The organism is Sphingomonas lacunae (genome assembly GCF_012979535.1).
In the GTDB taxonomy this organism is placed as follows: Bacteria; Pseudomonadota; Alphaproteobacteria; order Sphingomonadales; family Sphingomonadaceae; genus Sphingopyxis; species Sphingopyxis lacunae.
On the sequence record NZ_CP053015.1, the window covers coordinates 1,277,190 to 1,302,115 of the forward strand.

Genomic DNA, 24,926 nt, shown 5'->3' on the forward strand with positions numbered 1-24,926 from the left:
AGGCCGAGCGCCTGCCCGCAGGGTGGCCACTAATGCCGGTCGCTCCCGACAGCGCAACGGCTCGGCTTGTCGCCTTCGCCAGCGACCCGCACAGCTTGCCGCCCGCAGTCCGCGCCGATGCGCTGCGATTGCTTGCCGATACGCTGGCGGTGGGTATCGCCGGATCGACTGCGCCGGGGATGGACGGCGTACTCGCCGTCGCGCGCGGCTGGGGTGCGGGCGATGAGGCCCGCCTGCTGGGCCGCTCCGATCGTCTGCCCGCGACCAGCGCCGCCTATGTCAATTGCTTCGCTATCCACGCGCTTGAATGGGACGCGGTGCATGAAGGGGCGGTGGTCCATGCAATGACTGCCGTCACCGCCGCGCTGATGGCGGCGATTGACCGGCGCGGCGGCTGTGATCCTGACGAGGCGCTGACCGCGCTCGCTGTCGGCGTGGACATTGCCTGCGGTCTTGGCCTCGCCGCGACGAGCGCGCTCAGCTTCTTCCGTCCGGCGATCACCGGCATCTATGGCGCTGCCGTCGCCGTCGCCCGCATCGAGGGCCTGCCGCCCGAACGCTTCGCCGATGTCCTTGGCCTCGCCCACGCCCATGCGGCGGGGACGATGCAGGCGCATACGGAGGGGTCGATTGCCCTGCCGCTGCAATTTGCCGCCGCCGCCCGCTCGGCGATCCATGCGGTTGACTTGGTCAAGGCCGGCCTTGGTGGCGCGCATGATGTATTCGACGGGCCTTTCGGCCATTTCACCCTGTTCGACCGGGGAAGCCTGTCGACCTACACTGATGGTATCGGCAGCCGCTGGCTGATCAGCGAAATCAGCACCAAGCCCTTTCCCTCGGGTCGCGCCAGCCATGCTGTTGTCGGCACCCTCGCCGAGTTTCATGGGCAGGCAGTGACAGCGGTCGAGGCGCATGTGCCACCGCTGATCCGTCACCTTGTCGGTCGCCCGCCTGTCGCCGCGCCGACCCCCGCCTATGCGCGCCTTTGCCTGCCCCTACTGGCCGCTTTCGTGCTCGACGATGGTACGATTGACCCACGCCGTTTCACCACCGAAGCGCTGGCCGACCCGGCATTGGCCGAGCGCGCTCGCATCCTGACGCTGGTCGATGACGGCAATGTCGATCCCAATGCCCTGTCACCCCAGCGGCTGGTCATCACTCTCGCCTCGGGCGAGACAGTCGAGCGCCATGTCCCTGCCACGCTCGGCGCACCTGGCCATCCGCTGACCCCGGAGCAGGCCGCAGTCAAGCGCCGCCTTGCCCTGTCACTCGCCGCCGAACCACTCGACAGCTCGGCCGCCAGCCGCTTGGCCGACGACCCCCTCTTCTTTCTCACGGTGCCCCAATGACCTTCCCCACCTGGTTCGAGTCCTTTGATATCAAGGCGATGCTGGCCGATTACCCGGTAGGGGACGCCTTCACCCGTCGCTACACCGGTATGTCGCGCGATGAGCTGTTCGCCCTGCAGAACGATCGTTTTCTCACCGTCATGGCACGTGGCTGGCAAATTCCTTTCTACCAGCGACTGTGGGGTGCACAGGGCATCGAACCCGGCGACATCCGCAGCCTTGCCGACATTGCCAAGCTGCCGACCTATGACAAGTCCGACCTGATGGCCTCGATTGCCGCGCACCCGCCCTATGGCGATTTTCACGGGATGGGCGGAGCGGACCGTCCGCCGCAGGTGCTGCAAACGACATCGGGTACTACGGGCCGTCCGCAGACGCTCTTGTTCGGTCCCAAGGGGCGCGAGGTGACCAACCTGCTGGTTGGCCGCATGTATCGCTGGATCGGCGTCAACCACAGCGATGTTGTCCATTCGGTCTATGGCCATGGCATGATCAACGGCGGCCATTATATCCGCGAGGCCGTCACCCATTTCACCAACGCCCTGTTTCTCTCCGCCGGGACCGGGATCGAAACCCGCTCGGTCAATCAGGTCAATCTGATGGCCGATTTCGGCGCTACGGTGATGGTCGGCTTTGTCGATTACATTCGCAAGCTGAGTGAGGTTGCCCGCGCCGAAGGACTGGCCGAGCGCATTCCGCTGCGGATGATCATCGGCCACCTTGGGACCGAGGACCGGTCAATGACGGAAAAAGCCTGGCCTGGGGCCAAAGCCTATGACTGGTATGGCATCGCCGATACGGGCAGTGTCGCCGGTGAAGGGCCAGACCGTGACGGACTCTATGTCTGGGAGGACGCCCATTATCTCGAACTGCTCGACATCGCCACGGGCCAGCCGGTCGCACCGGGCGAGACCGGCGACATGGTCGTAACCTGCCTGTTCAAGGACGACATCTGCCCGGTGATCCGCTTCAATTCGCATGATGTGACGCGGCGGCTTGCCGGGACCAATTCGACCGGCATGGTGTTCGACCGTATCGCCGGTTTCTGCGGGCGCAGCGACAACATGGTCAAACTGCGCGGCATCAACCTGTTTCCCCATGCGGTTGGAGCGTTGATAGAGAACCGCCCTGACCTGACCGGTGAATATGTCTGCCGCCTGACCCGCGGTGCTTCGGGACGCGAGGATATGCTGGTCATGATTGAAAGCCGGGGGGGCAGCAATGCCGTCGCACTCGCCGCATTGCTGCGGCAGGGCCTCGGCGTCGAAGTCGGAGTCGAACTGGTTCCCCCCGGTGGCACGGCCGCGCTGACCCAGATCGACATGCGGCAAAAGCCATTGCGGCTGATTGATGAGCGGGCCGCCTCAGCTTGATCGACCTCGCCGCCCTCAAGGCCGCCGATGCCGCAACCCGTGCCTTTGTCGATTGGGACGAAGAAATAAACGATCGCGCACATGTGGCCGGACCGCTTTCCGGGCTGACGGTCGGCATCAAGGCGAACATCGCTGTCGCCGGCCTGCCCTGGACCGGCGGCATGGGCCTTTATCGCGGACGCATTGCCAAGCAGGACGCCGATGTCGTCGCCCGGCTGCGTACCGCCGGGGCAACCATCCTCGGCACGCTCAACATGCATGAGGCCGCGCTCGGCGCGACAACCGACAATCCCTTCTACGGCCAGACGCAGAACCCGCACCGCATCAGCTACACTCCGGGTGGCTCGTCGGGCGGCAGCGGAGCGGCAGTGGCCGCTGGCCTCTGCGACATCGCCCTCGGCACCGATACGCTTGGCTCCATCCGCATTCCGGCAGCCTATTGCGGCGTCTATGGGCTCAAACCAACGCATGGCGTGCTGAGTCAGGACGGGCTGATTTGCCTCGAACCTTCGTTCGACGTGATCGGTCCGCTGGCGGCTTCGCTGGCGATGGTGGAGGCGGGCTGGCAGGTGTTGGGGGGTGCTGCGGACACGGATGCTCGCCCACTTACCCGTCTGCTCTTGCTCGACGAGCTCGGCGGTGTGGCGGTCGAACCGGCGGTCAATCATGGCTATAGCCGCGCTATCATCGCGCTGGACGTTGAGTCGCAAAGTGTGACCCTTGATGATACCCCCGCCAGCATCCGCGAGGCCGGACTCGGCTCCTGCATCGCCTGGCTGTCCGCCGAACTCGGCGAGGCCGCACGGGGCGACCGCATCTCGCCGGCTCTTGCCGGAACCCTCAAACGTGCTGACCGGCTCCCTCCGCGCCTCGACGTCATCGCCCGCGCCAAGGCGCAACTGGTCGATGGGCTGGGCGATGATGGCCTGTTGCTTCTGCCAACCGCGCCGCAGACCGCCTTTGCCCATGGCCAGCGTCCGCCCGCCAACCAGGCCGATTTCACCGCGCTCGCCAGTATCGCCGGCCTGCCCGCGATCAGCCTGCCTGCCGGATGGAGCGATGATGGCATGCCGGTCGGAGTCCAGCTCATCGGCCCCGCAGGTAGTGAGGCCGCTCTGTTCGCCGTGGCCCGCCGGCTCGATGCAGAACTCAACGCTTATGGCCGCCCGCCACAGTTCGGCATCAATATGTGAAAGAGTGAGAGAGAAGGGGAACCATCATGCGCATCATCGTCCTGTTCAATCTGAAAGCCGGTGCAGACCGCGCCGCTTATGAAGCCTGGGCCACCGGCACCGACATTCCCGGCGTCAACGCGCTCGGCTCGGTGAAAAGCTTCTCCGTCCATCGCGCCACCGGCCTGTTCGGCTCGGATGCGCCCTCACCCTATGCTTATGTCGAGGTGATCGACATTCACGGCATGGATGGTTTCGTTGCCGATGTCTCGAACCCCGAGTTCCAGCAAGTCGCGGCAGCATTCGGCGATTTCGCTGACAATCCGCAGTTCATCCTGACAGAGGACCTGTGATGCGCTTTGCCCGCAAAACTATCGTCGTCACCGGCTCGGGCAAGAACAAGGGGCTGGGCCAGGGCATCTTGCAGCGCTTCGCCGATGAAGGAGCCAATTGTGTGGTTTCCGACATTTGCATTGATGATGAAGCCGAGGCTGTCGCTGGCGAATTGCGTGGACGGGGCGCACAGGTTGCCGCCATAGCCTGCGACGTTTCCCAAGCTGACCAATGCGAGGCGCTGGTCGCTGGCGCGGTCGATGCCTTTGGCGGGGTGGACATCTTCGTCAACAACGCCGGGATCGGCTTTATGATGAAACCCATGTTGGAAGTGGATCCCGCAGACTGGGCAAAGGTCATCGCCGTCAATCTTTCTGGTGCCTTCTACGGCACACAGGCGGCGGCGCGGGCGATGATCGCGGCGGGCAAGGGCGGGCGCATCATCAACATCGCCAGCCAGGCGGCGAAGACCGGTTTTCCCCACCTGCCCGCCTATGTCAGCTCCAAACATGGCATGATCGGCCTGACCCGCGCCTCCGCCATCGAACTCGGCGCGCATGGCATCACGGTCAACGCCGTCTGCCCGAACCATGTCACCACCGGACTTGGTGCAATGCAGAACGACTATTTCTCGAAACTGCTCGGCTTTGACAGTGTCGAGGCCTATCTCGCCAATATGAGCGCGAAAAACCCCATGGGCCGCCCCGGCCTGCCCAGCGACACTGCCGCCGCCTGTGCCTGGCTGGCGAGCGATGATGCCTTTTATGTGACTGGCGAGGCGATCAACGTCAGCGGCGGCGAGGAAATGCACTGATGCAGGAAGAACGGATCGACTGGCCGGGCGGCGCGCGCATGGCGCTGTCGATTGTCGTCAATGTTGAGGAAGGCAGCGAACAATCGGTCGCCCGTGGAGACAAGGGGATGGAGCCGGTCGACGAGCTCGGGATCCACATCAAGGCGCCGATCCGCAATTATGGCAATGAATCCAACTATCTCTACGGCATCAAGGCTGGCGCCCCGCGCGTCGTCAAGCTGCTGCGGCAGTTCGGCTTTGCCGCCAGCTGGACGGTGGCGGCACAAAGCCTCGAAAACCACCCCGAGATTGCTGCTGCCATCACTCACCTTGGCCATGAGCCGGTCAGCCACGGCTGGCGCTGGGTCCATCAGTTCAAGATGGACGAGGACACCGAGCGCGCCTTCATTCGCAAGGCGGTGGAGAGCATCACCCGCACCTGCGGTGTCCGTCCTTATGGCTGGCTGTCGCGTTACATGCTCACCGACAACACCCGCCGCCTGCTGATCGAGGAAGGCTTCACCTATCACATGGATGATTACAGCGGCGACGTGCCCTACTGGGACCGCGACTCCGTGCCCGGCCAGCCCATCGTGATTGTCCCCTATCAGGTCGACAACAACGACATGAAGATGTGGACCGACCCGGCCCTGTCCCCCGCCGACTGGCTCGACTATGCCACGCGCAATTTCGACCAGATTTATCGCGAAGGCGTGGAAGGGAACCCGAAGATGATGAGCCTTGGCCTGCACCTGCGCATCATTGGCCGACCGGGGCGCATATGGGCGCTGGAGGAATTTTTCCGCCATGTCGCCGCACATGATGGCGTGTGGGTTGCCACGCGTCAGGCGATTGCCGAGCATTTCGCCGCGACGGTGCCAGCATGACGCTGCGCCTCGAACGCGACGGCGCCATCGCTCGCCTGCTGATCGACCGGGCGGACAAGCGCAACGCCTTCTCCATCGATATGTGGCAGGCGCTGCCCGGCCTGCTTGATGAGGCAGCGGCCGATCCCGCCGTGCGCTTGCTGATCGTCCAGTCTGCCAACGACGGCGCTTTCTGCGCCGGAGCCGACATCGCCGAATTGCTGGCCAACAAGGATGATGCCGGATGGCGCGCGGCCAATCAGGCAGCCATCAACCGGGCGCAATATGAACTCACCCGCTTCCCTCTGCCGACCATCGCCCGGGTTGAGGGCGATTGCATTGGCGGCGGCTGCGGCCTTGCCCTCGCCTGTGACATGCGCGTCGCTGGCGACCGGGCACGTTTCGGCATCACCCCGGCCAAGCTGGGCCTCGTCTATCCGCTCCACGATGTGAAGCTGCTGGTCGATCTCGTCGGCCCAGGGCAAGCCCGCCGCCTCTTGTTCAGCGGGATGCTGGTCGATGCTGCCGAGGCCCACCGCATCGGCCTCGCCGAGCTGCACCTCGACGGGATGGACGCGCTGGTCGCCGCGATCCTCGTCGCCTCGCGCCACTCAACCCGGGCGATCAAGGGCTTTGTCCGCAGCGTGCTCGACGGCCAGTCCGCCGACGATGCCGAGTCCTTGCGCATCTTCGCCGAAGCGTTCGAGGGTGAGGATTTCCAGGAGGGCACCAGCGCCTTCGTCGCCAAACGCCCGCCGCAGTTCCGCTGAGGGAGGCGGCGCATGACCCCGTTCCAGAGCCACGGCCGCGTCATCGCCGGTACCGTCACCGTCCCGTCGCTCGACGCGGCGCTGACCCTCTACCGCGACCTGTTCGGCCTTATTGAGGTCGAACGCCGCCCCGTCCCCGCCGATCTTGCCGCCAGTTGGGGCTGCCCGGCCAATGCCGGCGCGCCTTCCGCCCTGTTACAACCGGCCAGCGGCGCGCCCTGCTTCATCCGGCTGGTCGAACAACCGGTGCCCGACGCCTTTGTCCCGACCACCAGTTTCGGCTGGGCGAGCTATGAGATCAGCGTCCAGAATGTCTTCGACTGGGCTGACCGCATTGCCGCAGCCGGTGCCGGCGTTTCCATCATCGGCCCGCCAAAAGAAATCCCCAGCCTGCCTTTCTTCGTCGCGATGCAGATGCATGGACCGGGCAAGGAAATGCTCTATTTCAACGAAGTGCGGATGGATACGCCGACCACCGACCTGCCCAAGGCACAGTCTCCGGTCGACCATATCTTCATCACCATCCTCGCCGCGCATGACCGCGCCGCCTCGGTCGCTTGGTATCGCGACATCATCGGGCTCGACGAGGCCGACAGCTACACATTGAATTACACGATGATCAACAAGGCGTTCGGCCTGCCCGACGGCACCCAGTCAAGCCTGACGATGATGCAGGCCGGCCGCATGCCGATCTTCGAGATTGACGATTACCCCGCCCAAGCCACCACCCGCCCCTGCGACCCCGGCCACCTGCCCCCCGGCAATGCGCTGGTGACTATGGCCGTCCGCTCGTTCGAAGGCCTTGCGGTCGAATGGGTCAACCCGCCCATGCGGCGCGATGGCGCTCTGTATGAAGGTCGCTTGACCGCCACCGTGCGCGGGCCTTCTGGCGAATTACTCGAGCTAGTCGAGATGGAGCAGGGCTAAAGCGTCGTCAGAGGCTTCGCCGCTTTTCGTGTTTTAATCGACTGTTGACGGCTGTGGTGTTACAGAAGCCCGGCGAGAGTGGGGGCTCGAGCAGGCGATACTCCCTATGTCCGTGCGTGACAGATTGATTGGTTGGGCCGAGACTGCGGCAAGGGCAGTCGGCTATGACAAGACCCATATAACCCGGACCATTCCCTATCGCGCGGTCGATGCCTTTTTCGACACGCTCGACTGCGGCGCGATGGACGCGCTTGAGGTTTCTGCCGGTTGGAAATGGCGGCAGCGTGGCTGGGGCAGTTTCACCGAAATGAACTGGCCTGAGCATGACATTTGCCGGGACCGGCTCGACCGCCAGTTCGATGTGATCATCGCCGACAATGTGTTCGAGCATCTGCGTTATCCCGGCCGGGCGGCGGACAATGTGCGGGCGATGCTGAAACCCGGCGGCTGGTTCATCAACATCACCCCCTTCATGATCCGCCACCACCCCATCCCCATTGACTGTACCCGCTGGACGCAGACGGGGATGCTCCATTTCCTGGAGGAGCATGGATTTGACCCCGATGGCATCATGACTGGCGGCTGGGGTAATGCCGCAGCGGTGAAGGCCAATCTGTTCCGCTGGGGGAGAACCGGCTGGCGGCGGCGCTTGCCCAATGATGACCGTTTCCCGGTGACCATCTGGGCCATAGCGAAAGGGTGAGGGCGATGATGACACCGCGTCGCTGCATCGCCGTTCTCGCCCATAATGAAGAAGCGCGGATTGGCCGCTGTCTGGCTAGCCTGTTGCCTCTTCGCGAGGGCGACCATCTCCATATCATCGTCAACGGATCAAGCGATGGCACAGCGGACATTGCGCGGGCGATGGCTGAACGGCACAAGGGGGTGACCGTCCATGACTGGCAGCAGGGTGGAAAGTCGCGCAGCTGGAGCCGCTTTGTGCACGACGAGTTGCGCGAGGTTTCGCCAGTTCACATTTTCATTGATGGTGATGCTGAAGTGTTGCCGGGCACCCTGCATGCGCTGGAAGTAACGTTGCTGACCCGGTCGGGAGTCAATGCTGTTGCCGGTGTGCCCGGCAATGGCCGTCGGGCGCTGACCTATCGCCGATCTCTGGCGGCGCGGCATGGCCTGTTTGGTGACCTGTACGCCCTGTCGGGGGATTTTGTCGCGCGGATGCGGGCCAGAAACATTCGCCTGCCCGACGATTGCATTGGCGATGACGGGCTGATCGGCGCGCTGGCCAAGATTGACCTCGGCACCTTGGCCGAGTGGCGCAATGAACGGGTGGAGGTGGCGCAGGATGCGATTTTCCTGTGTGAACCGGTCAGCCTGTTCAATCCGCAGACCTGGCGTCTGCAATATCGGCGGATGATCAATTACAGCCAACGCCACTATCAGAATCTTTTGATCAGCAGCTTGCTGGAAAGCGGCGGCGCGACGGCTCTGCCTCGGGAGTTGACGCCATTGTACAAGGCGGCGCTGGGCGATTGGCGCCCGCGCCTGGGTGTTGCAGGCTGGTTTGACCGGCTGGCGTTGAGGCGGATGGCTGAGGTCGCCAAATAGGGCCGGCCCTTTAGCTCAAGCAGCGGATTTGCGTCCCCTTATTTGGGCAATGGCATCGCCGAGCAGGGTAGGGGCCAAAAGCTTGAGACCGGCAAGATAGGCCAAGCCACCGGTTCCAACCAGCACGGCCAGGTGGGCTGGCGCCCATAGCTGGAGCGGGCGCAATAGCCATTGATCGACCGCCAGCACCACCGCACCCATCGTCAGCGCCGCGCCAGCAACAGGGGCGAGGGCCATCGCCAGATCACGGATCGGCACATTGATCAGCCGCCGACTGAACAGCATCGTCATCATGAGCAGCGCCGGAGCGGCGATCAGCCAGACCGCCGCCATGCTGTGGATGCCGGTGCGTGAGGCGATGAAGAAGCACAGGAAGAAGATTGCCGCTCCCGCCATCGCTGAACGCATCGGCACATCTGGTCGACCAAGAGCGTTGAGAGCAGGAGCGAACATGATCTGCAGGGTCATGAACGGCATGGCGAGCGCCACCAGCGTGACCAGGGGGGCAATCTCCAGCCACTTTGGCCCAAACAGGGTGGCGACCAGGGGCTCTGCAGTGACCGCCATGCCGATATAGGCGGGCAACACCACCAACATCACCAGCCGGGCAGCCTTGAGGAAGGCCCAGCGCATGCCGACCGGATCCTTTTGCAGCTGTGCATAGGCCGGAAAGGCGACCTCGTTCAGCGGCGGCACGAACTTGGCCATGATAATCTGCGCCAGAAAGAGCGATTCCGAATAAAGGCCGATGTCATGCGGTTCGAACCGGCGGCCGGCGATGAAAATGTCCGACTGGGTCTGCACCAACCAGAACAGCTGGGTAAACAGCACCGTCGTGCCAAAGCTGACGATGCCACCGCATCCGCGGAAATTGAATGTCGGCATCACCAAGGACCGCGCCATGAAGGTCAGGCCGATAGCGCGAACCCAGAACATGGCGATCGGCGCAAACACCAATGTCCAGACGCCATGACCACGCCATGCGAGGGTTAGCGCCAACGCGGCCCCGACAGCAGCGGAGGTCAAGTTGACGATGGCCTGTTTGCGAAATTCCAGCTTCCGGCCCATCAGCACTTCAGGCAAGGCGATGAACGGCGTTGACATATATATAACGGCCTGCACACGCAGCATGTCCGCAATCATCGGCTGCTGATAATAGTCGGCCACCAGCGGGGCAGCGATCCATTGCAGGACTGCGAGACTGCCGTTCATCAGCAGCAACAGACCGAATGCCTGCCGGATGCGAAAGTTGTCGACGGTTTCCGACTGGATCAGGGCGCTGGCAAATCCATAGCCGTTAAGGAAGGACATGAAGGCCATGACCACCGCACTCATGGCAAACAAACCATAGTCGCCTGGTTCGAGCAGTCGAATGACGACCAGAGTCGACCCCCAGGTGATGGCTTGGGCAACTATCTGACTGCCGGACCGCCAGATGACAGCCTGCCGCACGCGTGCGCCGAGCCCGTTCATCCCGCCATCACTGGGCGGATCTGATGGTTTTGTGGGCGATTCTGTGCGCGAAAGACTGGATTCGACGTTGTTCATTCCATTCCCCTAGCATGTCTTTGTTGACGAAAGCCTGTCAGCTCGCAACACAAACCACGGATTTCTGCCATTTTCTCAAGCCTCCCGAAAAAGCCGCAACAAAATTGCAAAAAGCTGTTGACCCGAATCGCGAGCGCCCTTAGAGGCCTGTTCACCGGACGGCGCTGCCACGCAGCAAACGCCCGGTCGCCAAAATCGACGGACACGCCGAAACCCGGTAGCGATACAGGGAAGAGGTTCTTGTCCGCCGCGATTTTTTCGGTGAAGCTCTTTGACATTGTGATTTTGTATGAAGGGACATGTGGGCGGCGGCCCCGGGTCTTGCAGCTTCAAGGTGCAAGTAACTCGGTCAAAAAGCCAAGCCTGTCTGCATGTCTTTTACGTTCCATAACGTGAGGCATCCTTCAAAAGATGCCTCGACATTTTGTGCAGGCAGGCTCCTTGAAATGAGCTTGCCGATCGGGGTCTATTCCACCTCGATCGTCAGGAACATCAAACTTGAGAGTTTGATCCTGGCTCAGAACGAACGCTGGCGGCATGCCTAACACATGCAAGTCGAACGAGACCTTCGGGTCTAGTGGCGCACGGGTGCGTAACGCGTGGGAATCTACCCTTGGGTTCGGAATAACTCAGAGAAATTTGAGCTAATACCGGATGATGTCGAAAGACCAAAGATTTATCGCCCAAGGATGAGCCCGCGTAGGATTAGCTAGTTGGTGAGGTAAAGGCTCACCAAGGCGACGATCCTTAGCTGGTCTGAGAGGATGATCAGCCACACTGGGACTGAGACACGGCCCAGACTCCTACGGGAGGCAGCAGTGGGGAATATTGGACAATGGGCGAAAGCCTGATCCAGCAATGCCGCGTGAGTGATGAAGGCCTTAGGGTTGTAAAGCTCTTTTACCCGGGATGATAATGACAGTACCGGGAGAATAAGCCCCGGCTAACTCCGTGCCAGCAGCCGCGGTAATACGGAGGGGGCTAGCGTTGTTCGGAATTACTGGGCGTAAAGCGCGCGTAGGCGGCTATTCAAGTCAGAGGTGAAAGCCCGGAGCTCAACTCCGGAATTGCCTTTGAAACTAGATAGCTTGAATCACGGAGAGGTCAGTGGAATTCCGAGTGTAGAGGTGAAATTCGTAGATATTCGGAAGAACACCAGTGGCGAAGGCGACTGACTGGACGTGTATTGACGCTGAGGTGCGAAAGCGTGGGGAGCAAACAGGATTAGATACCCTGGTAGTCCACGCCGTAAACGATGATAACTAGCTGTCCGGGCACTTGGTGCTTGGGTGGCGCAGCTAACGCATTAAGTTATCCGCCTGGGGAGTACGGCCGCAAGGTTAAAACTCAAAGGAATTGACGGGGGCCTGCACAAGCGGTGGAGCATGTGGTTTAATTCGAAGCAACGCGCAGAACCTTACCAGCGTTTGACATGGCTAGTATGATTTCCAGAGATGGATTTCTTCAGTTCGGCTGGCTAGCACACAGGTGCTGCATGGCTGTCGTCAGCTCGTGTCGTGAGATGTTGGGTTAAGTCCCGCAACGAGCGCAACCCTCATCCTTAGTTGCCATCATTCAGTTGGGCACTCCAAGGAAACTGCCGGTGATAAGCCGGAGGAAGGTGGGGATGACGTCAAGTCCTCATGGCCCTTACACGCTGGGCTACACACGTGCTACAATGGCGACTACAGTGGGCTGCAAACCTGCGAGGGTGAGCTAATCTCCAAAAGTCGTCTCAGTTCGGATCGTTCTCTGCAACTCGAGAGCGTGAAGGCGGAATCGCTAGTAATCGCGGATCAGCATGCCGCGGTGAATACGTTCCCAGGCCTTGTACACACCGCCCGTCACACCATGGGAGTTGGTTTCACCCGAAGGCAGTGCTCTAACCCGCAAGGGAGGAAGCTGACCACGGTGGGATCAGCGACTGGGGTGAAGTCGTAACAAGGTAGCCGTAGGGGAACCTGCGGCTGGATCACCTCCTTTCTAAGGATTTCGACTGAAAGCGCCGATCTTCGGACCGGAAGAGCTTCTATCGAATTCTAAGAACATTGCCGCCGTCCTCATGTCCCTTCATCTTGGATTGCAACTGTCTTCGGATGGTTGCCAGCCTGGGCAGGCCCTACTTGTCCGCGCCAAGCGTGGCCCTTTCGGGTCGGCTATTGGCGCGACGGTTTGGGGCCGGTAGCTCAGGTGGTTAGAGCGCACGCCTGATAAGCGTGAGGTCGGAGGTTCAACTCCTCCCCGGCCCACCATCGCAAGACATGGTAGGGGGCCTTAGCTCAGCTGGGAGAGCACCTGCTTTGCAAGCAGGGGGTCATCGGTTCGATCCCGATAGGCTCCACCAGTCTTTTGAAATCCAAGATGAAACGGAAACGGTTCCGTCAGCTTCGGCTGATGGTTGGTGCGCCAGACGCTGGCGCGCTTCATACAAGTCTTTGACATTGTGAATGGTAGCAATCGATGCCGTGATGGCCGATCGCACGGGGCATGAAGCCTGGCACTCTCCTTGGAGGGTTGTCGACTTCGCCTCTTCGGTCATCACATATATGGCTGAGAAAATTGTGCCGCATTGCCAGGGTGGTTCTGCACCGGTCTCCGGACCGTTCTTCGCAGGGTTGCCGTTGGTGGTGTGGACTCTCAAGCGTGAGGTAAGGGCATTTGGTGGATGCCTTGGCATGCAGAGGCGATGAAGGACGTGGCACGCTGCGATAAGCGTGGGGGAGCCGTGAGCAGGCTTTGATCCCGCGATTTCCGAATGGGGAAACCCACCCTCACCATTTCTCTTCGATACTGCTTCGGCAGTGGCGGAGTGAGGTGGATAGGGTATCACTAAGCTGAATACATAGGCTTTGGTGAAGCGAACCCGGGGAACTGAAACATCTCAGTACCCGGAGGAAAGGACATCAACAGAGACTCCCGTAGTAGTGGCGAGCGAACCGGGACCAGGCCAGTGCCTTCATTTCAACTAGCAGAACAGTCTGGAAAGGCTGACCATAGCGGGTGACAGTCCCGTATGCGAAAGTGATGATGAAGGACTTGAGTAGGGCGGGGCACGTGAAACCCTGTCTGAACGTAGGGGGACCACCCTCTAAGCCTAAGTACTCCTGCATGACCGATAGCGAACAAGTACCGTGAGGGAAAGGTGAAAAGCACCCCGATGAGGGGAGTGAAACAGTACCTGAAACCGAATGCCTACAAGCAGTCGGAGCATCCTTGTGATGTGACGGCGTACCTCTTGTATAATGGGTCAGTGACTTAATGTATCGAGCAAGCTTAAGCCGTTAGGTGTAGGCGCAGCGAAAGCGAGTCTGAATAGGGCGACTGAGTTCGATGTATTAGACCCGAAACCCGGTGATCTAGGCATGACCAGGTTGAAGGTGGGGTAACACCCACTGGAGGACCGAACCGATCAATGTTGAAAAATTGTCGGATGAGTTGTGTTTAGGGGTGAAAGGCCAATCAAACCGGGAAATAGCTGGTTCTCCGCGAAATCTATTGAGGTAGAGCGTCGGATGAATACCGTGGGGGGTAGAGCACTGGATGGATGCGGGGGACGCGAGTCCTACCAATTCTAACCAAACTCCGAATACCCATGAGTACTATCCGGCAGACAGACGGCGGGTGCTAAGGTCCGTCGTCGAGAGGGAAACAGCCCTGACCTACAGCTAAGGTCCCCAAGTCACGTCTAAGTGGGAAAGCATGTGGGATTTCCAAAACAACCAGGAGGTTGGCTTAGAAGCAGCCATCCTTTAAAGAAAGCGTAACAGCTCACTGGTCTAAATAAGAGATCCTGCGGCGAAAATGTAACGGGGCTCAAGACGTGCACCGAAGCTTAGGGTGTGCATTTATGCACGCGGTAGCGGAGCGTTCCGTAAGTCAGTGAAGCGGTCTGGTAATGGGCCGTGGAGATATCGGAAGTGCGAATGCTGACATGAGTAGCGATAAACAGGGTGAGATGCCCTGTCGCCGAAATCCCAAGGGTTCCTGCTTAAAGCTAATCTGAGCAGGGTGAGTCGGATCCTAAGGCGAGGCCGAAGGGCGTAGTCGATGGTAATACGGTTAATATTCCGTAACCTGGAGGTGTGTGACGGATCGCGTATGTTGTCTGGTCTTATTGGATTGATCAGGCTTCGAAGCGGTTCCAGGAAATAGCCCCTCCGTATAGTCCGTACCCTAAACCGACACAGGTGGGATGGTAGAGTATACCAAGGCGCTTGAGAGAAGTCTCCTGAAGGAACTCGGCAAATTGCCTCCGTACCTTCGGAAGAAGGAGGCCCCACATTTGGGCAACCATTTGTGGGGGGCACAGGCCAGGGGGTAGCGACTGTTTAGCAAAAACACAGCACTCTGCTAAGTCGGCTTCAAGACGACGTATAGGGTGTGACGCCTGCCCGGTGCTGGAAGGTTAAGAGGAGGGGTGCAAGCTCTGAATTGAAGCCCCAGTAAACGGCGGCCGTAACTATAACGGTCCTAAGGTAGCGAAATTCCTTGTCGGGTAAGTTCCGACCTGCACGAATGGCGTAACGACTTCCCCACTGTCTCCAGGAGATGCTCAGCGAAATTGAATTCTCCGTGAAGATGCGGAGTACCCGCGGTTAGACGGAAAGACCCCGTGCACCTTTACTGCAGCTTCAGAGTGGCATTAGGAAAGAATTGTGTAGGATAGGTGGGAGGCTTTGAAGCCGGGGCGCCAGCCCTGGTGGAGCCATTGGTGAAATACCACCCTGTTGTTTTCTGATGTCTAACCTGCATCCCTGAACCGGGATGAGGGACCCTCTGTGGCGGGTAGTTTGACTGGGGCGGTCGCCTCCCAAAGAGTAACGGAGGCGCGCGATGGTAGGCTCAGGACGGTTGGAAACCGTCTGCAAGAGTGCAATGGCATAAGCCTGCCTGACTGCGAGACTGACGAGTCGAGCAGAGACGAAAGTCGGTCATAGTGATCCGGTGGTCCCGAGTGGAAGGGCCATCGCTCAACGGATAAAAGGTACGCCGGGGATAACAGGCTGATGATTCCCAAGAGCTCATATCGACGGAATCGTTTGGCACCTCGATGTCGGCTCATCACATCCTGGGGCTGGAGCAGGTCCCAAGGGTTTGGCTGTTCGCCAATTAAAGTGGTACGTGAGCTGGGTTCAGAACGTCGCGAGACAGTTTGGTCCCTATCTGCCGTGGGCGTCGAAGATTGAGAGGAGTTGACCCTAGTACGAGAGGACCGGGTTGAACATACCTCTGGTGTACCTGTCGTCACGCCAGTGGCGCAGCAGGGTAGCTATGTATGGACGGGATAACCGCTGAAAGCATCTAAGCGGGAAGCCTCCCTCAAGATAAGTCTTCATCGAGCCGTGATAGACCATCACGTTGATAGGCCGGATGTGGAAGTGTGGTAACACATGGAGCTAACCGGTCCTAATTGCTCTTTCGCGCATTGAGAGTCCCGCCATCAACGGCAGTCCTGCATTGGACAGCCTTTGGTGCGGCACATATCAGCCAACCAACAGGTATCGATTGCACATCATCTCCCGAACGCACGGAAGCCTCTGGTTTCCCAGTCGCGCCGGCTCCATTGCTTGGTGACCATAGCGTCAGTGACCCACCCGATCCCATCTCGAACTCGGCCGTGAAACCTGACAGCGCCGATGGTACTACCGCTTAAGCGTTGGAAGAGTAGGTCGTCGCCAGGCATTGCAGCCGGCGCGCGCGTGAGGATTTGATGCGACCATTCACATGCCAAGGGGCGCGATCCGTACGGGTCCCGCCCCTTTGGTGTTTTTGCCGCTCTCGGGCGGCTGATATTGGCGCGGGGTGGAGCAGCCCGGTAGCTCGTCAGGCTCATAACCTGAAGGTCGCAGGTTCAAATCCTGCCCCCGCAACCAATAATCCCTTTGAAAAGCCGCCTTCGGGCGGCTTTTTCTGTTTGGCCAACCGCGGCCCGTCAACTGTCGCTCGCAAATGGACATGCTCACGCCCCACGTTTGGCGTTGCAGCCAGATCAGGTGCTGCCTTGGCATGAATCAACCTGTCGGAGCGTCCAGCAACCCGGCAGCCGTGAGCCGTTCCACGATGATCGGCACCAGCTTTTCCGGGATGTCGGGCATCGGCGGATGACTGGTGAATGTGCGCGAATCCGAATGGACCTGTTCACCCTGCCGGATGACAAAGCCTTCATAGCCCTTGTCGGCGACGTCCTGGCAAATCTGTGTGTAGGTGTTGAGCCCGCCCGCATAGGGCATGAACATCCTTGGTTTGCCAGGAACATTTGCGCCCATGTACCAGCTGTTGGCTTGTGGCAGCAGGCTCGGCGTCACGGCCTCGGCGACATGGCGTACCCAAGCCGCTTCGGCTTCCTCGCTGGCTTCGATGCTGGTCTGCTGGCGCTGATGCAACACTGTCAGACAATCAGCGATCCACTCGACATGCTGTTCGATCGAATTGATCATGTTGGTCAGCACGGACGGGCTGCCCGGCCCGGTGATGGTGAACATGTTGGGGAATCCGGCCACCATCAGTCCCAGATAGGTCCGCGGTCCCTCGGCCCAGTGATCCTGAATGCGCCGCCCGCCGGCGCCGCGAATATCGATGCGGTCAATCGCCCCTGTCATCGCGTCAAAACCGGTCGCCAGCACAACGGCATCAAATGTGTAATTCCGAACTTCGGTCTGGATGCCGGTTGAATCAAACGCCACCAGCGGTTCGCTGCGCAAATTCACAAGCTCGACATTCGGGCGGTTGAAAGTGGCATAATAGCCGGTGTCGACACAGGGCCGCTTCGTGCCGAACGGGTGATCCTTTGGCGTCAGCAAGTCAGCCACTGCCGGGTCCTTCACCTGCTCACGGATCTTGCTGGCGACAAAGTCCTGGACCATCCGGTTTGCTTCGGGATCGATGGATGTATCGGCGAAGGCGCCGAGAATGCGAAAGCCACCCCATGCCCAGCGCCGCTCCAGTTCAGCGCGAACTTCCTCGGGCGGGGTATCGGTGGCCAGCGCCTCGCTCGCCTCATTCTGGAAACCGCCAATAGTGTCCTTTGACGCCGCGCGATAGGCTCGCGGATCTTTGGCCCAGGCTTCAAGGTCAGCCTCAGGGATCGGTCCATTATGGGCAGGCATGGAATAGTTGGGCGTGCGTTGGAATACTGTCAGCCGCTCGGCCTGTTCGGCGATGATCGGGATTGACTGGATCGCCGATGATCCGGTGCCGATGATGCCGACGCGCATGCCCGAGAAATCGACGCCCTCATGTGGCCAGCGCGATGTGCGATAGACCGCGCCGCCGAAACTCTCGATACCGGGGAAGGTCACCTCTGTCGGGATCGAGAGGCACCCCGTAGCGAGGATCAGGTGGCGGCAGGCGATCGTCTCACCGCCATCTGTCGTTACCCGCCATTCCTGCCCGGTTTCATCCCAATGGGCCGTTGCCACCCGCGTGTTGAGCAGGATATCGCGTTTCAGATCAAAGCGCTCGGCCACATGTTCGGCATAGCGCAGCAATTCGGGCTGTGGCGCATAGCGTTCCGACCAGCGCCATTCGCGCTCAAGACCTTCGTCAAACCCAAAGCTGTATTCGAGGCTCTGGATGTCGACCCGCGCGCCTGGGTAGCGGTTCCAGTACCAGGTGCCGCCCACGCCCGCGCCGGCCTCTACCACCTTGGCATCCAGTCCGGCGCTTCGCAATTTGTGCAGCATGTACATGCCGGCGAAGCCCGCGCCGACGATCAACGCATCGAGGCGTGATGCCGCGGTGACAGATGCTGTGGTGGCCGATGTCGCCATGATATTATCCTTGTGCAACGTGGAAAGCCGTTGCTTTCCTCTCCCTGCTCCCGAGTCTGTCAGACTTCGCCGGACGTGGCAATTTGTCACGACAAGCAGGTTGGCGGGCCGCACCCGCTGGGTGCGTAATTTTATTACAAACCCCTTGGAGCGCCTCGCGAAGACGGTTATCGGTGTTGGCGAGGAGACAGTGCATGCTCGATTTCGCCCTGGGTGAAAGCGCCGACATGATCCGTGAGACGGTCAGTCGCTTTGCTACCGACAAGATTGCACCGCTGGCCAAGCGGATAGACGCAGACGATTGGTTTCCGCGCGATGAATTATGGTCGGCCATGGGGGATCTGGGTCTCCACGGCATTACGGTCGAGGAGGAATGGGGCGGTCTGGGCCTTGGCTATCTCGACCATGTTGTCGCGGTGGAAGAAGTGTCGCGGGCATCGGCATCGATCGGCCTCTCCTATGGCGCCCATTCCAACCTGTGCATCAACCAGATCCGCCGCTGGGGCAATGACGAGCAGAAGGCCCGCTATCTGCCAAAACTGATTTCGGGTGAGCATGTCGGCTCGCTCGCCATGTCCGAAGCAGGCGCCGGCTCTGATGTCGTCTCGATGAAGCTGCAGGCGCGCGAATTTGACGATGGCTATGTGCTCAACGGCACCAAATTTTGGATCACGAATGCGCCCTACGCCGACACGCTGGTCGTTTATGCCAAGACCGCGCCAGATGCCGGTTCGCGGGGTATCACCGCATTCCTGATCGAAAAGGGTGATGCCGGATTCAGCATCGGGCAAAAGATTGACAAGGTCGGCATGCGCGGTTCGCCCACCGCAGAGCTCGTCTTCAGCGACTGTTTTGTACCAGTCGAAAGGGTAATGGGTCCGCTGCATGGGGGCGTTGGCGTGCTCATGTCGGGTCTCGATTATGAACGGGTGGTCTTGGCCGGGTTGCAGCTCGGCATCATGCAGGCCTGCCTCGACGTGGTCCTGCCCTATGTCCGGGAACGCAAACAGTTCGGCCAGCCGATCGGCTCCTTCCAACTGATGCAGGGCAAAGTTGCCGACATGGTCGTCGCGCTCAACTCTGCCCGGGCCTATGTCTATGCTGTGGCAAAGGCCTGTGACGCCGGTCAGACAACCCGTCATGATGCGGCGGGCGCGATCCTGCTCGCCTCCGAAAATGCGGTGAAGGTCGCCAATGAGGCGGTGCAGGCGCTGGGGGGAGCTGGCTATACCCGTGACTGGCCGGTTGAACGCTATATGCGCGACGCGAAGCTGCTCGACATTGGCGCCGGCACCAACGAGGTTCGGCGGATGCTGATCGGTCGCGAAGTGATCGGGGCCGGTGGCTGATGAGCGCGGCAGGGGACCAGACCGGCCGACAGCAAGGCGGCTTTCTCGGCTTCGTCGAACGGGTCGGCAATCTACTGCCCGATCCGACAATCATCTTCATCTGGTTGATCGGCGCGCTGATGCTGCTGTCGGCGCTGGGGGCCTGGCTCGGCTGGTCGGCATCGATTGCCTATCCGGGCGACAAGGCACCTGACTTTGCCACGCTGGAAAATGGCGTGCTGACCTATACGGCCTCCAGCCTGTTTTCAGAAGGCAACATCAGCCGCCTGTTCACTGACATGCCCAAAACCTTTGCCAGTTTTGCGCCGCTCGGTCTGGTGCTGACGATCATGATGGGTGCAGCGGTGGCGGAGCGTTCCGGCCTGTTTGCCGCGCTGATCCGCCTGTCGCTCAGCCGGACGCGGGCATCCCTGCTGACGCCGCTGGTGGCGATCATCGGCATGGTGTCGCACCACGCCTCCGATGCCGCCTATGTCGTGTTCATTCCACTGGCGGCCATCATGTTCGCCGTCTCGGGGCGCCATCCGCTGGCCGGACTTGCCGCCGCCTTTGCCGCCGTGTCGGGGGGCTATGCCGGCAATGTTGTGCCGGGGCAGATTGATGTGCTGCTGTTCAGTTTCACCCAAGAGGCCGCGCGGATCATTGATCCCGCATGGACGATGAACCCGCTCGGCAACTGGTATTTTATTGCCGCGATCGTTGTCCTGTTCACGCCTGCCATCTGGTATCTGACCGACCGGGTGATCGAACCACGCCTGGGCCGCTGGGGTGGCGTGGCGGACGAGGAATTACAGGCCGAACTGGCGCGCAATGATGTGACGGCGGACGAACGGCGCGGCCTGCGCCATGCGGGACTGCTGGCATTGCTGCTTGTCGCCGGCTTTGCCGCGCTCGCCGTCGTCCCCGGTTACACGCCGCTGATCAATGATGAGGCGACCGGTACGGCCCGCTTGCAGCCACTTTACGCCGCGCTGATCGCCTTTTTCTTCCTGCTGTTCCTCTCCACCGGCGCGATCTTTGGCCGGGCGGCGGGAACGGTACGTTCAGCCGGTGATGTGATGGAGATGATGCAGCATGGGGTGCGAACAATGGCCCCCTATCTCGTTTTCGTCTTTTTTGCCGCGCACTTTGTCGCCATGTTCAACTGGTCAGGCATCGGCCCGATCATCGCCATCAATGGCGCCGAAAGTCTGAAGGCAATGGACTTGCCGGCACCGGTCTTGCTTGTCAGCGTATTGTTGCTTTCGTCCTTCCTTGATCTGTTTATCGGGTCGGCGAGCGCCAAGTGGAGTGTGCTGTCGCCGGTTGTCGTGCCAATGTTCATGCTGCTCGGCATCAGCCCGGAAATGACCACCGCAGCTTATCGCATGGGCGACAGCTACACCAACATCATGACCCCGCTGATGAGCTATTTCCCGCTGATTCTCGCCTTTGCCCGGCGTTGGGACAGGTCGATCGGTGTGGGTTCGCTGCTGGCGCTGATGCTGCCCTATGCATTGACCTTCATGGCATTGGGCATCAGCATGACCATTGCCTGGGTGGCGCTGGACCTTCCGCTGGGCCCTGGTGCGCAAGTACATATTGCGATGATGACAGAAAGTGGACGATGAGCGCCCCCATCCTTTCGACCAACCATAATGCTGATGACCCGCAAGCACGGCAGAGGTCTGTGCACAACCGTGCGCTGCGTGACGAGCTGTGGGCAAGGGTGGCCGAAGCGGCGCTGGGTGGCCCGGAAAAGGCGCGCGAACGCCATACCGCGCGGGGCAAATTGCTGCCGCGAGAGCGGGTTGAGCGGTTGCTTGATCCGGGCTCGCCCTTTCTCGAACTAGGCCAGCTCGCCGCCAACGGCCTTTATGGCGAGGATATTCCGGGGGCTGGCCTGATCTGCGGCATCGGCCGCGTCTCTGGCCGCCAGTGCATGATCGTCTGCAACGATGCGACGGTGAAGGGTGGCACCTATTATCCGATGACGGTGAAGAAGCATCTCCGCGCGCAGGAGATTGCGCTCGAGAACCGGTTGCCGTGTATCTATCTGGTCGATTCGGGTGGGGCCAACCTGCCGCATCAGGACGAGGTGTTCCCCGACCGCGAGCATTTCGGCCGGATCTTTTTCAACCAGGCCAATATGTCGGCGCGGGGAATCCCTCAGATTGCCTGTGTCATGGGCAGTTGCACCGCCGGCGGTGCCTATGTCCCCGCCATGTCTGACGAGACGGTGATCGTCCGCAATCAGGGCACGATCTTCCTCGCCGGCCCGCCGCTGGTGAAGGCCGCGACGGGCGAGGAAATCAGCGCCGAGGATCTGGGCGGCGGGGATTTGCATGCGCGAAAATCGGGCGTGGTCGATCATCTGGCGGAAAATGACGAACATGCGCTGACTATCGTGCGCGACATAGTTTCGCATCTCGGACCTCCCCGTTCCGGGGAGGTGAACCGTTTGGCGCAGCCGAACGGTGGAGGGGTTAGGGAGCCACGCCCACCCAAATACGACCCTGAAGAGCTATACGACATCATCCCTGACGATGTCCGCGCCCCCTATGATGTGCATGAAGTCATCGCGCGGATCGTCGACGGCAGCGAATTCCACGAATTCAAGGCGCTTTATGGCAGCACCTTGGTGTGCGGATTTGCCCATATCTGGGGGATGCCAGTCGCGATCCTCGCCAACAATGGCGTGCTGTTCAGCGAAAGCGCGCAAAAGGGCGCCCACTTCATTGAGTTGGCACAGCAGCGCAAAATCCCGCTGTTGTTCCTGCAGAACATCTCGGGCTTCATGGTCGGCGGCAAATATGAGGCGGAGGGGATCGCCAAGCATGGAGCAAAACTGGTCACTGCGGTTGCCACCGCGACCGTGCCCAAGATTACCGTGCTGATCGGCGGCAGCTTTGGCGCGGGCAATTATGGCATGTGCGGCCGGGCCTATAGCCCGCGTTTCCTGTTCACCTGGCCCAATGCGCGGATCAGCGTGATGGGCGGCGAACAGGCGGCGAGCGTGCTGGCGACGGTGCATCGCGATGCGGAGAAATGGACGCCAGAAGAAGCCGAAACCTTCAAGGCCCCGATCCGCCAGAAATACGAGGATGAGGGCAACCCCTATTACGCGACAGCGCGGTTGTGGGATGATGGCATCATCGACCCGGCGCAGACCCGCGATGTGCTGGGGCTGGCGCTGGCGGCGACGCTGAACGCGCCGGTCGAAGACCGTGGCTTCGGCGTGTTTAGGATGTGAAGACGATGATCACCTCCCTCCTCATCGCCAATCGCGGCGAAATCGCCTGCCGGATCATCCGCACCGCGCGAGCCATGGGCATTCGTACTGTCGCGGTCTATTCGGATGCCGATGCCAAGGCGCTGCATGTGCGGCAGGCGGATGAGGCGGTGCATATCGGACCTTCTCCGGCGCGCGAATCCTATCTGGTGGGCGAGAAGATCATCGCTGCCGCCAAGGCGACCGGCGCGGAGGCGATTCATCCGGGTTATGGGTTTCTCTCCGAAAATGCCGAGTTCGCGCAGGCGGTGATCGACGCTGGCCTGATCTGGGTCGGGCCGCGCCCTGCCAGCATCACTGCGATGGGGCTGAAGGATGCGGCCAAGAAATTGATGGCCGAGGCCGGCGTGCCGGTCACCCCCGGCTATATGGGCGAGAATCAGGAGGCTGCCTATCTAGCTGATAAAGCAGGGGAAATTGGCTATCCCGTCCTTATCAAGGCGGTCGCCGGCGGCGGCGGCAAGGGGATGCGCAAGGTGGATGCGGCGGCGGACTTCGCCGACGCGCTCGCCTCTTGCCAGCGCGAGGCCGCAAGTTCATTCGGCAACGATCATGTGCTGATCGAGAAATATATCCAGCGCCCGCGCCATATTGAGGTGCAGGTGTTCGGCGACATGCATGGCAATATCGTCCACCTGTTCGAACGCGATTGCTCGCTGCAACGCCGCCACCAGAAGGTGATTGAGGAAGCCCCCGCGCCGGGCATGGACGAGGCGACCCGCGAGCAACTGTGCGCCGCCGCCGTCCGCGCGGCCAAGGCGGTCGATTATGTCGGCGCGGGCACGATCGAATTCATTGCCGACGCGTCCGAAGGCCTGCGCGCCGACCGCATCTGGTTCATGGAAATGAACACGCGGTTGCAGGTCGAACATCCGGTGACGGAGGAGATCACCGGGGTCGACCTCGTCGAATGGCAACTCCGCGTGGCGAGCGGCGAACCGTTGCCGCTGCGCCAAGACCAGCTGGCCATCAACGGTTGGGCGATGGAAGCGCGGCTCTATGCCGAGGATCCGGCGACTGGCTTTTTGCCCGCGACGGGCATCATTGCCAACTTCAACGTCAAATCGAGCGGCTGGGTCCGGGTCGATACAGGCGTGTCCGATGGCAGCGAGGTGTCGCCCTTCTACGATCCGATGATCGCCAAGGTCATAGCCACAGGCAGCGACCGCGAGGAAGCGCGAACCGCCTTGCGTAACGAACTGGAGCGGTCAAGCACCTGGCCGCTAACCAACAATGCCGCCTTCCTCTACAGGCTTGCAGATCACCCGGCCTTCGCCGCTGAAGAGGTGCATACAGGGTTTATCGCCGACCATCTCGACGGGTTGATCGTTGAGGCGGTTCCGGACCAATCTCTGATTGATGCCGCAGCAACCTCGCTCGCGGCAGCGGAACGATGGGGCGATGCCGCCGGGTTCCGCCTCAATGGGCCGCGCCAGTTGACCGCACGCGTCCGCGAAGGAAGCCGGCTGTTCGTCGGAGCGATCGGCGAATGGGCCGAGCATGGCGCGGTGAGGCACTGGACGCGGGGTGACGGCATTTTGGCGGTCGATCAGGGCGCGAGCTTCTGGTTCACGCGCGATGAACCACGCGGATCGGCGGCAGGGGGTGTCCACGACGGCGCCATCCTCTCCCCCATGCCGGGCCGCATCATCGCGGTCGATGTGGCGGCGGGGCAGGCGGTGACCAAGGGGCAAAAGCTTGTCACGCTCGAAGCGATGAAGATGGAACACAGCTTGACCGCGCCGTTCGACGGCGTCGTGGCCGAACTGAACGCCACCGTCGGTGGGCAGGTGCAGGTTGAGGCGCTGCTGGTCCGGATTCAGGCGACGGAGTAGGATCT

At 60.9% G+C, this 24,926-nt stretch carries 17 protein-coding genes, 3 tRNA genes and 3 rRNA genes; 20 read left to right on the top strand and 3 right to left on the bottom strand.

The window, feature by feature from the left end:
* The first annotated feature begins 32 nt into the window (after positions 1 to 32).
* The 10 genes from GV829_RS06085 to GV829_RS06130 all read left to right on the top strand — a co-directional run bounded on the left by GV829_RS06085 (position 33) and on the right by GV829_RS06130 (position 9,149).
* Positions 33 to 1,349, top strand: a complete 1,317-nt coding sequence (locus GV829_RS06085) for an MmgE/PrpD family protein (RefSeq protein ID WP_169944912.1) — start codon at positions 33 to 35, stop codon at positions 1,347 to 1,349.
* The gene (locus GV829_RS06090; protein WP_169944914.1) at positions 1,346 to 2,722 is read left to right on the top strand and encodes a phenylacetate--CoA ligase family protein; all 1,377 of its coding nucleotides are present in this window, start codon (positions 1,346 to 1,348) and stop codon (positions 2,720 to 2,722) included. The genes GV829_RS06085 and GV829_RS06090 overlap by 4 nt, the downstream gene beginning before the upstream one ends.
* The gene (locus GV829_RS06095; RefSeq protein ID WP_169944916.1) at positions 2,719 to 3,915 is read left to right on the top strand and encodes an amidase; all 1,197 of its coding nucleotides are present in this window, start codon (positions 2,719 to 2,721) and stop codon (positions 3,913 to 3,915) included. Before GV829_RS06090 ends, GV829_RS06095 begins: the two co-directional genes overlap by 4 nt.
* A 26-nt stretch (positions 3,916 to 3,941) precedes the next feature.
* The gene (locus GV829_RS06100; protein WP_169944917.1) at positions 3,942 to 4,247 is read left to right on the top strand and encodes an REDY-like protein HapK; all 306 of its coding nucleotides are present in this window, start codon (positions 3,942 to 3,944) and stop codon (positions 4,245 to 4,247) included.
* The gene (locus GV829_RS06105) at positions 4,247 to 5,041 is read left to right on the top strand and encodes an SDR family NAD(P)-dependent oxidoreductase (RefSeq protein ID WP_169944919.1); all 795 of its coding nucleotides are present in this window, start codon (positions 4,247 to 4,249) and stop codon (positions 5,039 to 5,041) included. Before GV829_RS06100 ends, GV829_RS06105 begins: the two co-directional genes overlap by 1 nt.
* Positions 5,041 to 5,907 (top strand): polysaccharide deacetylase family protein, encoded by an 867-nt coding sequence (locus GV829_RS06110; protein ID WP_169944921.1) that lies wholly within the window; start codon positions 5,041 to 5,043, stop codon positions 5,905 to 5,907. The genes GV829_RS06105 and GV829_RS06110 overlap by 1 nt, the downstream gene beginning before the upstream one ends.
* Positions 5,904 to 6,656: an enoyl-CoA hydratase/isomerase family protein gene (locus GV829_RS06115; protein ID WP_169944923.1), complete on the top strand. Its 753-nt coding sequence runs from the start codon at positions 5,904 to 5,906 to the stop codon at positions 6,654 to 6,656. Before GV829_RS06110 ends, GV829_RS06115 begins: the two co-directional genes overlap by 4 nt.
* Positions 6,657 to 6,668: 12 nt before the next feature.
* Complete coding sequence (locus tag GV829_RS06120) at positions 6,669 to 7,583, top strand: VOC family protein (protein ID WP_169944925.1); 915 nt, start codon at positions 6,669 to 6,671, stop codon at positions 7,581 to 7,583.
* A 112-nt stretch (positions 7,584 to 7,695) separates the two neighbouring features.
* Positions 7,696 to 8,286 (top strand): class I SAM-dependent methyltransferase, encoded by a 591-nt coding sequence (locus GV829_RS06125; RefSeq protein WP_169944927.1) that lies wholly within the window; start codon positions 7,696 to 7,698, stop codon positions 8,284 to 8,286.
* A gap of 5 nt (positions 8,287 to 8,291) precedes the next feature.
* The gene (locus tag GV829_RS06130; RefSeq protein ID WP_343042862.1) at positions 8,292 to 9,149 is read left to right on the top strand and encodes a glycosyltransferase family A protein; all 858 of its coding nucleotides are present in this window, start codon (positions 8,292 to 8,294) and stop codon (positions 9,147 to 9,149) included.
* A 15-nt stretch (positions 9,150 to 9,164) separates the two neighbouring features.
* Here GV829_RS06130 and GV829_RS06135 read toward each other — a convergent pair whose 3' ends face one another.
* Positions 9,165 to 10,697 carry a lipopolysaccharide biosynthesis protein gene (locus GV829_RS06135; RefSeq protein WP_246203085.1) on the bottom strand — a complete coding sequence of 511 codons (1,533 nt, stop codon included), beginning with the start codon at positions 10,695 to 10,697 and terminating at the stop codon, positions 9,165 to 9,167.
* Positions 10,694 to 10,975: a hypothetical protein gene (locus GV829_RS06140; RefSeq protein ID WP_169944929.1), complete on the bottom strand. Its 282-nt coding sequence runs from the start codon at positions 10,973 to 10,975 to the stop codon at positions 10,694 to 10,696. Before GV829_RS06140 ends, GV829_RS06135 begins: the two co-directional genes overlap by 4 nt.
* Before the next feature lie 216 nt (positions 10,976 to 11,191).
* Here GV829_RS06140 and GV829_RS06145 point away from each other — a divergent pair.
* The 6 genes from GV829_RS06145 (at position 11,192) to GV829_RS06170 (ending at position 16,570) form a co-directional block, all read left to right on the top strand.
* A 16S ribosomal RNA gene (locus tag GV829_RS06145) occupies positions 11,192 to 12,680 on the top strand.
* Positions 12,681 to 12,872: 192 nt separating this feature from the next.
* Positions 12,873 to 12,949 (top strand) — tRNA-Ile (locus GV829_RS06150).
* A gap of 16 nt (positions 12,950 to 12,965) precedes the next feature.
* Positions 12,966 to 13,041, top strand: a tRNA-Ala gene (locus GV829_RS06155).
* A gap of 294 nt (positions 13,042 to 13,335) precedes the next feature.
* Positions 13,336 to 16,126 (top strand): 23S ribosomal RNA (locus GV829_RS06160).
* Between the two features lie 137 nt (positions 16,127 to 16,263).
* Positions 16,264 to 16,378: ribosomal RNA gene (gene rrf / locus GV829_RS06165) — 5S ribosomal RNA — on the top strand.
* Together the 16S, 23S and 5S rRNA genes with 3 tRNA genes alongside form the textbook arrangement of a ribosomal RNA operon.
* A gap of 115 nt (positions 16,379 to 16,493) precedes the next feature.
* A tRNA-Met gene (locus tag GV829_RS06170) sits at positions 16,494 to 16,570 on the top strand.
* Between the two features lie 138 nt (positions 16,571 to 16,708).
* On the opposite strand, the gene GV829_RS06175 is transcribed toward GV829_RS06170, so the two are convergent.
* A complete protein-coding gene (locus tag GV829_RS06175; protein WP_169944931.1) occupies positions 16,709 to 18,466 on the bottom strand; it encodes a flavin-containing monooxygenase in 1,758 nt (585 codons plus the stop codon).
* Positions 18,467 to 18,660: 194 nt separating this feature from the next.
* On the opposite strand from GV829_RS06175, the gene GV829_RS06180 reads away from it, so the two are divergent.
* From GV829_RS06180 to GV829_RS06195, 4 genes are read left to right on the top strand one after another with little or no spacing between them, the layout of a single operon-like run.
* Complete coding sequence (locus tag GV829_RS06180; RefSeq protein WP_169944933.1) at positions 18,661 to 19,815, top strand: isovaleryl-CoA dehydrogenase; 1,155 nt, start codon at positions 18,661 to 18,663, stop codon at positions 19,813 to 19,815.
* On the top strand, positions 19,815 to 21,425 hold the full coding sequence (locus tag GV829_RS06185) for an AbgT family transporter (protein ID WP_169944935.1): 1,611 nt from the start codon (positions 19,815 to 19,817) through the stop codon (positions 21,423 to 21,425). Before GV829_RS06180 ends, GV829_RS06185 begins: the two co-directional genes overlap by 1 nt.
* Positions 21,422 to 23,047: a carboxyl transferase domain-containing protein gene (locus GV829_RS06190; protein WP_169944937.1), complete on the top strand. Its 1,626-nt coding sequence runs from the start codon at positions 21,422 to 21,424 to the stop codon at positions 23,045 to 23,047. Before GV829_RS06185 ends, GV829_RS06190 begins: the two co-directional genes overlap by 4 nt.
* Before the next feature lie 5 nt (positions 23,048 to 23,052).
* Positions 23,053 to 24,921, top strand: a complete 1,869-nt coding sequence (locus GV829_RS06195) for an acetyl/propionyl/methylcrotonyl-CoA carboxylase subunit alpha (protein ID WP_169944939.1) — start codon at positions 23,053 to 23,055, stop codon at positions 24,919 to 24,921.
* The last annotated feature ends 5 nt before the right edge of the window (positions 24,922 to 24,926 follow it).